The sequence below is a fragment of the Kitasatospora sp. NPDC032150 genome (assembly GCF_055579945.1).
This window is the reverse complement of sequence record NZ_JBVIMH010000001.1, coordinates 33,840-43,597: the sequence shown is the minus strand read 5'-3', so window position 1 is coordinate 43,597 and position 9,758 is coordinate 33,840. Positions and strand designations below refer to the sequence as shown.

Genomic DNA, 9,758 nt, shown 5'->3' with positions numbered 1-9,758 from the left:
ATCCGACTACGAAAGAGTCTTGCGCGAATCATGCGACAGAAGCACACACTTGAGCATGACGATCCCGCAACAGACCATCCCCGCACCGATGGTGACGGTCCGGAACGTGACCAGGCGCTTCGACTCCGGCGCCGGCGAGGTGTTCGCCCTGCGTGGGGTCTCCTTCGAGGTGCGGCGGGGCGAACTCACCGCGCTCAAGGGCCGGTCGGGATCGGGCAAGACCACGCTGCTCAACCTGGTCGGCGGCCTGGACCGCCCGACCAGCGGTGAGATCGAACTCGACGGCACCGATCTGACCCGGCTGGACGAGGAGGGCCGGCTGGCCCTGCGGCGGGAGAGGATCGGCTTCGTGTTCCAGTCCTTCGGGCTGATCCCGATCCTCAGCGCCGCCGAGAACGTGGGCGTTCCGATGCGGCTGCGCCGCGTCCCGGTGCGCGAACGCGAGGAGCGGGCGCGCACCCTGCTGGCCCTGGTCGGCCTGGCGGACCACGCACAGCAGCGTCCGGGCGAACTCTCCGGCGGCCAGCAGCAGCGCGTCGCCGTCGCCCGCGCCCTGGCCAACGAGCCGTCCCTGATCATCGCGGACGAGCCGACCGGCCAGCTGGACTCCGAGACCGGCAGGTCCGTCATGGAGCTGCTGCGAGCGGTCGTCCGCAGCGAGGGCGTCACCGCTCTGGTGGCCACCCACGATCCGGCGCTGATGGAACTCGCGGACCGGGTGGTGGAGCTCGCCGACGGCCGGATCGTCGAGGCCGTCCCGGGCGCATCGGCATCCGGGACGGCCTGAAACCTGCCGGCGGGCCGGTCAGCAGGGGCCGTTGTCGGCCCAGACGCCCCACTGGCCGCTGAGCGACGGGTCCTCGCCCTGGGTCCACCACTTGTTGGTGTAGTAGTGGCCCTTCCAGGAGACCTTGGTCCCCGGGGCCGCGTAGACCGTCGAGGGGTTCCAACTCGGGGCGCCCGCGCAGGAGGTGGGCGACGGGCTGGACGAGCCGCTCGGGGAGGACGACGGCGAGGAGGAGGGCGAGCTGCTCGGCGAGCCGGACGGAGAGCTGCTGGTGGAGGACGACGGCGAGGAGGTCGGCGGCGCCGGGCAGTTGGCCGCGGAGCCGTTGGTCGCGCTCACCATGGTGTCGAACAGCGAGGTCTGGGTGCCCAGGTCGTAGAGCGAGAAGGCGAAGGAACCGCCGAGGCCGTTGCAGTGCGCGTAGTCCAGCTTGGCCTGGATCGACCGGGCGTTCTCACCGCTCCAGAAGGTGGTGCCGTCGTAGAAGTAGGAGGTCTTGGCGGCGTCGTCCCAGTAGGTGTAGGCGGGACTGTCGACGAAGCCGTTCAGCTCCTTGTACATCCGGGTGCCGTTCACGTTGCCGGACATCGGGGCGCCGGTGGCCGGCCCCGTCGCGCTCTGGAACAGGCCGTGGTTGTCGCCCGCGGGCACCCCGGTCCAGCCGCGGTAGTAGAACGGGACACCCATGTTGATCTTGTTGGCGGGGAAGCCGCCGGGGATCCCGTACTGCGGGTCGCCGACCGTCCAGGCCTTGATGGCGTTGTCGATCGAGTACTTGCCGTTGCCCGGCTTGACCGGCGTCATCGGGTCGTTCGGGCCGGAGTAGATCGGGGCCTGGTGGTTGGTGGGTCCGGTCGGATCCCAGGCGCCGTGCATGTCGTAGGTCATCACGTCCAGGAACGTGAGGTACTGGCCGATCTTGTCGGTCTCGACGTTCTGGATCTTGTCCTGGCCGGCACCGACCGCCGCGGAGAGTGCGTAGGTCTTGTTGTCCGCCTTGCCCTGGGCGTCCAGCTCGGAGCGGAACTCGCCCAGCAGCGCGGTGAAGTCCTGCTTGTCGGCCGGCGAGGCGTGGTTGCCGAGGTGGCCGCCGCCGCCCGGGTACTCCCAGTCGAGGTCGAAGCCGTCGAAGATGCCCGCACCCGTGCCGGGCCCGCCGAAGCCGCCCTGCGCGGGCAGGTTGCCCTTGATGAACATGTCGATGCAGGAGGAGACGAGCTTCTTGCGCGAGCCGTCGCTGGCGGCCACGTCGGAGAAGTACTTGGAGTAGGTCCAACCGCCTATCGAGAGCAGGACCTTGAGGTTGGGGTTCTTCGCCTTCAGCTTCTTCAGCTGGTTGAAGTTGCCGACCAGCGGCTGGCTCCAGGTGTCGGCGACGCCGTCCACGCTGGTGCTCGCGTCGTACGTCTTCTGGTAGTCGGCGTAGGCGTCGCCCGCGCCGTCGCCGGCGCTGGGGTTGTTCTCGTCCTGCGAGGCGGCCTTGGTGGCCTCGAAACAGGTGAGGTTCACCGGGTCGATGTTGGCGAAGTCGTAGATCAGGTAGTCCAGTTTGGAGGCCGCGCCGGTCTCCTGGGCCGTCTTCGGGTAGTACGCGTTGGCATAGATCGACCACTGGTCGAAGTACGCCACCTTGATGCCGCCACTGGTCGCCGGGGCTCCGGTGGAATTGGTCGGCGCGGCCTGGGCGGCGGCCCCCGAGCCGAGCGCGAGGCCCGCGCCGAGCAGCAGGGACGCCGCGGTGCCGGCCGCCAGCGCGGTCAGGCTCTTCGCCCGCCCTCTGCGGGGCGGCTGCTGGAGCATGGGGAGAGCACGGTCCATGAGTGCATGACTCCTCGTCGTGGGGGAACTGCCGCCCCCTTGGGGGAGCGCACGCGGGGTGGCACCACGTGGCCAGGGGCAAGACAGTGAAATGCGGACAGGCACGGTGCTGCGAACGGCACACGGGTGCGCGGAACCGGCGCCGGAGGTCTGGACCACCGGCGCCGGCCAGGGCTCCCTGCACCTGCCCTCAAAAATGGACTAGACCAACTCCGCCGTCAAGAGACCGAGTTGCCACTTGACCCCGACTTAAGGTTCCGCTCGGGTCCGGACGGCACGACGCCGGCACCGCGGCTGCGCGGGACCGGCGCATGCGGATGTCAGCAGCCGGCGGCGATCTCGAGACGGATCAGGCGGACACTGACGGCCGGGCGGCCGTCGTCGTCGTGCCCGCGGCGGTTGAGAGTGGCAAGGAGTGAGCGACCTCCTTGCCTTTGCCTTTTGTCACCCCCGGCACGGTGGGCGTCGGAGCGCACTGCCCACGCCCGGCGGGGAAGCCTCAGAGCTTGTCGATCTCGGTCAGGTCGAGGTCGATCTCGAACGGGACGACGGCCTTGAGGTGGTCGTGGAAGATGCCGGTGGGGACATAGGTCTCGGTGGCCGGGTCGAGCTCGTAGACGTAGACGACGGGCCGCCGCCCCTCGCCCTTCTCCACCCGCCAGAAGTGCGGGATCCCGGCCTGCGCGTACTTGCGCGGCTTGGTCTCCCTGTCCCGCTCGGCCGAGTCCGGTGAGACGACCTCGACCGCGAGGACCACGTCCTGCGCCCGGTAGCCGGTCTCCTCCGCGTCCTCGGTGACCGCCTCGGCGCGCACGATCGAAACGTCCGGTTCCGGCCGGTTGTGCTTTCCGAGCACCACGCTCATCTCGCGCACCACTCGAAGGTCGGCCGGGCACCCGAACCGCAGCCGGTACGCCAGCAGGTCCACGGCAAGGCTGTGAAAGTACTTCTGCGGGCTCATGAAGACGAGGCTCCCGTCGATCAACTCCGTGTGCGGCGGGAGGCCAGGCATGTTGTCGAGATCGTCGGCGGTGAAACCGCCCTCCGGCGGGATGAGCCACTCTGGTACGGCAGTCATCGTTACTCCCATGGGCGCGATCCTGGCCGACAGGGCCAGCGTACCGAGCGAGTACCACCGAAACGGCACTCTCAAGGAAGGTTCAGTAGCGCAGCGCGGTCACCACCACGGCCGTCACCTGGCCGGGGAACTCGCGGTGGCTGCGGGCAGCCGCCTCGGCGGTGGCTCCCGGCGCGACCTCGGGGACGTTGACCACCACGGCGTCCAGCAGCTTGCCCGACTCGTCCTTGAAGTCCACCTCGATGATGTAACGGACCGGCTTGGACTGGTGGTTGGCGACGGTGAGCGGCGCGTCCGTGGTCCCGTCGACGCCCCGGACCACCGGCCCGATCGTCACGTCCTCCGTGGCGTTCAGACCGCCCTTCACCCCGGCCAGCGCGGACGAGGCGGCGGCCTCGGCGGAGGCCAGCGCCGAGGCGGCCTGGGACGCCAAACCGCTTGCAGCCGAGGAGAGCGCCGACTGGGCCGCCGAGACCGCCGAGGAGGCCGGCGAAACCGGCGGCCTGCCGGACGAGGCACACCCGGCGAGCCCACCTCCGGCGCACAGCACGGCTGCGGCCGCCGCGAGCGCGCGCTGGACCTGACGGCGTTTCATGGCTTCTCCTCGTCCGGCTCTCCCCACCCCACCGCTCAGGACAGGCCCGTGCCCTCGACCTGGAAGGCCGCCTCGTCGGCGGCGCGGGCCTCGCGGCGGCGGATCACGTCCTTCCGCCGGGTCACCACGGCAGCGGCGGCGAGCGCGGCGGCGGCGAAGGAGAACAGGCCGATCGAGACGCGGTCGAGACAGTGCCCGGTGACCTCGTCCAGGGAGAGACGGCCCGCCCCGGAGACTCCGAGGGCGAGACCGCAGGCGCCGAGCAGGGCCGGGTACTCGTAGCCGCCCGAGGTGACGAAGAAGCCGCCCGGAGCATTGACCGAGATCGCCCCGGCCATGGTGCCCGCGACGATCGACCCGGCGGCCGGGGTGGCCAGCCCGGCGACCAACAGGGCGCCGCCGCCCGCCTCGCCGAGACCCGCCGCGAGGGCGCTGCGGCGGCCCGGTTGGAAGCCCATCTGCTCCATCGCCTTGGCGGTCCCGTCCAGACCGCCACCACCGAACCAGCCGAACAGTTTCTGGGTACCGTGAGCGATGAGCACCCCGCCGACGGCGGCGCGCAGGGCGAACAGCCCTAGGTCCTTACGGCTGAGACAGGTCATGATGGGCCCTCGGATCGTGCCGGTTGACGGTGCGCCTCCCATACCAGCCGAAGGGCGGGCCCGGAACGACCCGGGAACGCCATCCGGGCGAACCCGACCCGGTCGGCCGAGTGCCCCGAACGCAAGGACGCACCGATGCCAGAGCAGCAGCCCGAGTACCACCTGGACGGCCGGACGGTGTCCGACGAGCCGTCGTTCTACACCGCGCTGGGCCGCGCTCTCCGCGCCCCGGACGGCTACTACGGCAGCAACCTGGACGCCCTGGCCGACTGCCTGCGCGGCGGCTTCGGCCCCGAGCCGCCGTTCACCCTGGTCTGGGAGGACTCGGCCCACGCCCGCCGCCACCTCACCCGCCGCCTCCCGACTCCCGGCGCTCGCAGCCAGAGCTACTTCGACGCCATCCTGGACATCCTCTGCGAGTACGGAGTCACCGTCCGTCTCCAGTAGTACGACGGCGACGCCCGCCTTCAGGCCGCGAGGCTCGGCCGTCGACGTGGTAGACGGGCGCGAACGGGTCGGCGAGGCGGCGCAGGGCGGACCGGATGCGGCGGGTTTGTTCGTCGGTGCAGCGGTCGGAGAGGTGGTCGGGTCCGGTCCAGGCGATCTCGCCGATCCGGGCGAGCGCCTTGGCTGGGATGGTGGCGGTGGCTGCCGCCTGGGCGGTGACCTGGCCGGCGAAGACGTGGTGGACGGTCTGCGGCAAGTGCGGGTGCGGCGTGATGTCCACGATGAGGGCGTCGCTGAAGTGCAGGTCCAGCCCGGTCTCCGCGCGTACGTTGCGGGTGGCGGCCAGGTGCGGCAGCTCGCCGGCGCGGGTGGGGCCGCCGGGCAGGGTCCAGCCGTCGCGGTCGTCGGGGTTGACGAGCAGAACGAATCCTCGGAGGTCGGTGATCAGTGCCTGGCACTCCATCCGGATCGGGGAGTACTGGGCGGAGGCGAGGTCGGCCCGCTCGGGAGGATCCGACCAGGCGCCGTAGTCGGTGTTCATGAAGGTGGTGGGGCGGTACGTCATTTCGGCAACTCCCCTTCCAGCGGGCCGCCCAGCACCTGCACGACCGGCACACCGTGCAAGGTGGCCACGTCGGCCGGCCAGCGGACCCCGAACCGGCCACAGGGGCATCGCCAGGGGGCGACTCCGTCAACTTCCGCCTCATCCCACCGAGTTGAGTTACGACATTCTCCGCCGGGGCAGGTCGGTTCACCCCTTTGAGTCGCATCCCCTCTCCGCACAGCCATTGCAACTCCTCTCCGTAGTGAGCCGGTTACAGGATGGCTCACTGTCCCCTACCATCGATAGATCCTCAACCTTCCAGTCCTCCGAGGGGATTAGGTGGAGATCTTGAACCGCAAGAAACTTGATCCTCAGTCATCACCTCGTGCGGCCTTCGGGTCACAACTCCGCACTTCCAGGGAGGCTCGTGGGTTGTCTCAGAGTGAGCTCGGCAACCTCATCAACTACTCGGACACCCACATCTCGGCTGTAGAAACAGCCCTGAAATCCCCCACGCTTGAGTTCGCTCAGAAGGCGGACACGGCCCTCGGAACCGGCGCGACACTCGAAGTCATGTGGTGGGGCCTCAAGAACAGCGCACTACTTGAGGGCTTCCCGGAGCATGCGGCCCAGGAAGCGCGGGCGGCCGAGATCCGGGTGTTCGAGGCGAACATCGTCCCTGGGCTGCTTCAGACGACTCCCTACGCGGCAGCACTCGCAGCAGCGGCCGTGCGGCGCGGCAGTATCGCCCAGGACCAAGCCGACGAGCGGCTGAAGTTCCTGGCCGCCCGTCAACGTCTGCTCAGGCGCGCCGCTCCGCCCCTCGTTCACGCTGTCCTGGACGAGAGTTGCATTCGCCGCCCAATAGGAGGTGCAGACGTCATGAGAGACCAGCTCAAGCACCTTGAGGGCCTGACGGAGCGCCCTAGCGTGATCATTCAGGTAGCACCCTTCAGTCTGGCCGAACACACCCCGTTCCGAGGGTTTGTGACGCTGCTGACGTTCGCCGACCGATCCGTGTTCGGCTACTCGGAATCGCTTGAGCGCGGGTACGTGGTGCGCGACTCCGCAACGGTCAGGTCATGGGAGAGGGACTACCATCGACTTCAGGTTGAAGCGCTGTCCCAGGCTGCATCCACGGCAATGATCCGCGCAGTACGGAAGGAACTGTTCCCATGAACGACCTTGATCTGACCGGCGCTTCCTGGTTCAAGTCCTCCCACAGCGACAACGGCGGCTCCTGCGTCGAAGTAGCTCCCGGCTTCCCCGGTGCAGTCCCGGTCCGCGACTCCAAAGACCCCGAAGGCCCGGCCTTGGTCTTCTCCACCGAAGCCTTCGCCGCCTTCGTCGCAGGCGTCAGGAACGGCGAGTTCGGCGAGGTCTGACCGCCCGCACAGGCCCGAAGACCCCACCGCCGCTCCATCGGCAGTGGGGTCTTCCCGCGTCCCGTCCGGGCCGCACGACGTATCAGAAGAAGGTCCGCACAAGGTCGACCACGCGCGGGAGTTCGGCGTCGGCGTCGTCGAGCACCGGGATCATCGTCCACTTGTCGAAGACGGTGCAGGGGTGCGAGAGGCCGAGCCGGACGATGTCGCCGACCCGGACGTCGGTGTCCCGTAGGAAGGCGTGCTGGTCGTTGAGCGCGGTGATCCGCCCGCCCGCCAGCCGGCCGCCGCCGCGGACGAGTTGGGGCTCGGGCAGGTCGTAGTCGTAGGAGAGGTCGCGCTTGCCGCCGTCGAGCAGGGCGAGGCCCGGCTCGGGGCGGGAGACCGCCCTGGTCCAGGCGTGCAGGGCGGAGCGGAACGGCCGGTCGGAGTGGGCCCGGGCGAGCGGGGAGATGCCCCGGTAGAAGCCGTCGTCGTGGGCCAGGTAGGCACCGGAGCGCAGCACCACCCGGGTGCGCGAGTCGCCGAGCGGGGCGAGGAGTTCGGTGACGGTGTCGAAGTAGGCGCTGCCGCCCGCGGTGACCCAGACCTCGTCGGCCTGGTCGAAGAGCCCCTCGGCGTCCAGCAGCCGGTACAGCTCGGCCAGGTCGGCCACCCAGCCGGCAACCGCGGCGAGGGAGTCGGCGGTGGCGTCGTGGGCGATGGCGCCCTCGTACCCGCTGACACCGGCCAGCCGCAGGCCGGGCGCGGCGTGCACGGCCCGGGCGACAGCCTGGGCCTCGGCGAGGGTGCGGCAGCCGGTGCGGGCGCCGGGCGAGCCGAGTTCGACGCAGACGTCCACGGGAGCCGGGGCGCCGCGCAGTGCGGTGTCCATCAGCTCGACCGAGCGGACGGAGTCCACCCAGGAGGCGAAGCGGAACTCCGGGTCGGCGGCGAGGTCCGCGGACAGGCGGCGCAGCCCGGCGGGGTCGAGCAGGGTGTTGGCGAGGTGGATCCGGCGCAAGCCGAAGGCGCGGGCGACGTTGACCTGGGGCAGGTTGGCGAGGGTGATGGCGGTGGCCCCGGCATCGAGCTGGCGCTGCCAGAGGACGGGAGCCATGGTGGTCTTGCCGTGCGGGGCGAGGCCGACGCCGGCCTTGGCGCACCACTCGGCCATGGTGGCCAGGTTGTGGTCGAGGGCGCCCGCGTCGAGGGTGACCAGGGGGGTGGCCAGGTCGTCCAGGGTGGGGCGGGTGGCCAGGTACTCGGCGACGGTCGCGCCCCAGGCCGCGGCGGGGACGGCCTTGAACCGCCAGTCGAGCCGCTCCTCGGCGAGCGCCGCCACCCGGGCACGGTCGATGACCTGCGGGATCTGCACCATGGCTGTCCTCCTCCGAACTCGGCGCCGCATAATATGCATATTCGTCGCATATTATGCCTTTGCTGATCTAACCTCAGCGCTGGACCGAGGTCAACGCACTCTCCCAGGAGCACCCCAGGTGACACCGCCCGCCGCCGTCTGCCTCGGCGAGTCGATGGCCGCCCTCCTCCCCGACCGACCGGGGCCGCTGGAGCGGGTGGAGAGCTTCCACCCAGGCTTCGGCGGCCCGGAGTCCGACGTCGCGTGCACCCTGGCCGCACTCGGCGTCCCGGCCGCCTGGATCAGCCGGGTCGGCGCGGACGGCTTCGGACGGCAGCTGGTCCGGTGGGTCGCCGCGCACGGTGTGGACACCTCGGCGGTCGGCTACGACGAGTCCCGCCCCACCGGCCTGTACCTCAAGGAGGCCGGCTCCGGCCAGGACCACCCGCACGACCTCGGCGCGGGCCGCAGCCGGCTGCACTACTACCGGCGCGGCTCGGCAGCCTCCGCGATGGGCCCCGAGCTGCTGGCCGAGCCGGCCGCCGCCGCCCTGCTGGCCGCCGCACCGCTGATCCATCTGACCGGAGTGACGCCGGCACTCTCCGACAGCTGCCACCGACTGGTGCGCACCCTGCTGGCCGTCCCGGACAAGCTGGTCAGCTTCGACCTCAAGTGGCGCCCCGCACTCTGGGCCGGGCGGGACCGGCAGGCGCTGCGCTTCCTGATGAACGCCTCCGGCATCGTGCTGCTCGGCGCCGACGAGGCGCGCGAGGTACTCGGCACCGACGACCCGGCCGCACTTCGCAAGCTGCTCCCCCGTCCGACCGTCCTGGTACTGAAGGACGAGGCGCACCGGGCCACCTCGATCACCCGGGACGGCTCGACCGTCTCGGAACCCGCCCTCCGGGTGGCCCCGGCGGAGCTGACCGGCGCGGGTGACGCCTTCGCGGCGGGCTATCTGGCAGGAACAGTGAGGAACTTGACGGAGAATCAGCGACTGCGGCTCGGACATCTCGCAGCGGCGGCCGCCCTCACAGCCCGTGGCGAGCTCGGCGAGCTTCCGCCCGCCGCCCTGATCGAGCGGCTGCTCACGGCGGACGAGGCGGGCTGGGCCGCGACCACCGTGGACGGCGCGGGCTTCCATCCGGCGGCCGCAGACTGAA

General features: G+C 70.4%; 11 protein-coding genes. 5 read left to right on the top strand and 6 right to left on the bottom strand.

Translation table 11 applies throughout. The features are described from left to right. Nucleotides 1–88: 88 nt before the first annotated feature. Entirely contained in the window at nt 89–787 is a 699-nt protein-coding gene (locus ACZ5ON_RS00225; RefSeq protein ID WP_465583910.1) for an ABC transporter ATP-binding protein, read from the top strand. Nucleotides 788–805: 18 nt separating this feature from the next. Here ACZ5ON_RS00225 and ACZ5ON_RS00220 read toward each other — a convergent pair whose 3' ends face one another. From ACZ5ON_RS00220 to ACZ5ON_RS00205, 4 genes are all read right to left on the bottom strand, one after another. Then, on the bottom strand, nt 806–2,605 hold the full coding sequence (locus ACZ5ON_RS00220; protein WP_465582316.1) for a glycosyl hydrolase family 18 protein: 1,800 nt from the start codon (nt 2,603–2,605) through the stop codon (nt 806–808). 499 nt (nt 2,606–3,104) lie between these two features. Then, nucleotides 3,105–3,683: a Uma2 family endonuclease gene (locus ACZ5ON_RS00215; protein ID WP_465582312.1), complete on the bottom strand. Its 579-nt coding sequence runs from the start codon at nt 3,681–3,683 to the stop codon at nt 3,105–3,107. Nucleotides 3,684–3,765: 82 nt separating this feature from the next. Then, nucleotides 3,766–4,278, bottom strand: a complete 513-nt coding sequence (locus tag ACZ5ON_RS00210) for a hypothetical protein (protein WP_465582309.1) — start codon at nt 4,276–4,278, stop codon at nt 3,766–3,768. Between the two features lie 35 nt (nt 4,279–4,313). After that, a complete protein-coding gene (locus tag ACZ5ON_RS00205) occupies nt 4,314–4,880 on the bottom strand; it encodes a DoxX family protein (protein ID WP_465582306.1) in 567 nt (188 codons plus the stop codon). A 135-nt stretch (nt 4,881–5,015) separates the two neighbouring features. Between ACZ5ON_RS00205 and ACZ5ON_RS00200 the strand changes: the two genes are divergently transcribed. Beyond that, entirely contained in the window at nt 5,016–5,327 is a 312-nt protein-coding gene (locus ACZ5ON_RS00200) for a barstar family protein (protein WP_465582303.1), read from the top strand. On the opposite strand, the gene ACZ5ON_RS00195 is transcribed toward ACZ5ON_RS00200, so the two are convergent. Continuing rightward, a complete protein-coding gene (locus ACZ5ON_RS00195; protein WP_465582300.1) occupies nt 5,308–5,892 on the bottom strand; it encodes an NUDIX domain-containing protein in 585 nt (194 codons plus the stop codon). The two genes, ACZ5ON_RS00200 and ACZ5ON_RS00195, sit on opposite strands and share 20 nt — an antisense overlap. Before the next feature lie 318 nt (nt 5,893–6,210). Between ACZ5ON_RS00195 and ACZ5ON_RS00190 the strand changes: the two genes are divergently transcribed. Next, a complete protein-coding gene (locus tag ACZ5ON_RS00190) occupies nt 6,211–7,050 on the top strand; it encodes a helix-turn-helix domain-containing protein (protein WP_465582297.1) in 840 nt (279 codons plus the stop codon). Beyond that, nucleotides 7,047–7,256: a DUF397 domain-containing protein gene (locus ACZ5ON_RS00185; RefSeq protein WP_465582294.1), complete on the top strand. Its 210-nt coding sequence runs from the start codon at nt 7,047–7,049 to the stop codon at nt 7,254–7,256. Before ACZ5ON_RS00190 ends, ACZ5ON_RS00185 begins: the two co-directional genes overlap by 4 nt. Nucleotides 7,257–7,338: 82 nt before the next feature. Here ACZ5ON_RS00185 and ACZ5ON_RS00180 read toward each other — a convergent pair whose 3' ends face one another. Then, complete coding sequence (locus tag ACZ5ON_RS00180; protein ID WP_465582291.1) at nt 7,339–8,616, bottom strand: alanine racemase; 1,278 nt, start codon at nt 8,614–8,616, stop codon at nt 7,339–7,341. A 118-nt stretch (nt 8,617–8,734) separates the two neighbouring features. Between ACZ5ON_RS00180 and ACZ5ON_RS00175 the strand changes: the two genes are divergently transcribed. Beyond that, a complete protein-coding gene (locus tag ACZ5ON_RS00175; protein ID WP_465582288.1) occupies nt 8,735–9,757 on the top strand; it encodes a sugar kinase in 1,023 nt (340 codons plus the stop codon). Nucleotide 9,758: the final 1 nt, after the last annotated feature.

Coding starts and splice junctions, on each gene's coding strand:
- ACZ5ON_RS00210 (WP_465582309.1), bottom strand. CDS start 4,278: ATGAAACGCCGTCAGGTCCAGCGCGCGCTCGCGGCGGCCGCAGCCGTG.
- ACZ5ON_RS00180 (WP_465582291.1), bottom strand. CDS start 8,616: ATGGTGCAGATCCCGCAGGTCATCGACCGTGCCCGGGTGGCGGCGCTC.
- ACZ5ON_RS00215 (WP_465582312.1), bottom strand. CDS start 3,683: ATGACTGCCGTACCAGAGTGGCTCATCCCGCCGGAGGGCGGTTTCACC.
- ACZ5ON_RS00185 (WP_465582294.1), top strand. CDS start 7,047: ATGAACGACCTTGATCTGACCGGCGCTTCCTGGTTCAAGTCCTCCCAC.
- ACZ5ON_RS00220 (WP_465582316.1), bottom strand. CDS start 2,605: ATGGACCGTGCTCTCCCCATGCTCCAGCAGCCGCCCCGCAGAGGGCGG.
- ACZ5ON_RS00200 (WP_465582303.1), top strand. CDS start 5,016: ATGCCAGAGCAGCAGCCCGAGTACCACCTGGACGGCCGGACGGTGTCC.
- ACZ5ON_RS00205 (WP_465582306.1), bottom strand. CDS start 4,880: ATGACCTGTCTCAGCCGTAAGGACCTAGGGCTGTTCGCCCTGCGCGCC.
- ACZ5ON_RS00195 (WP_465582300.1), bottom strand. CDS start 5,892: ATGACGTACCGCCCCACCACCTTCATGAACACCGACTACGGCGCCTGG.
- ACZ5ON_RS00225 (WP_465583910.1), top strand. CDS start 89: ATGGTGACGGTCCGGAACGTGACCAGGCGCTTCGACTCCGGCGCCGGC.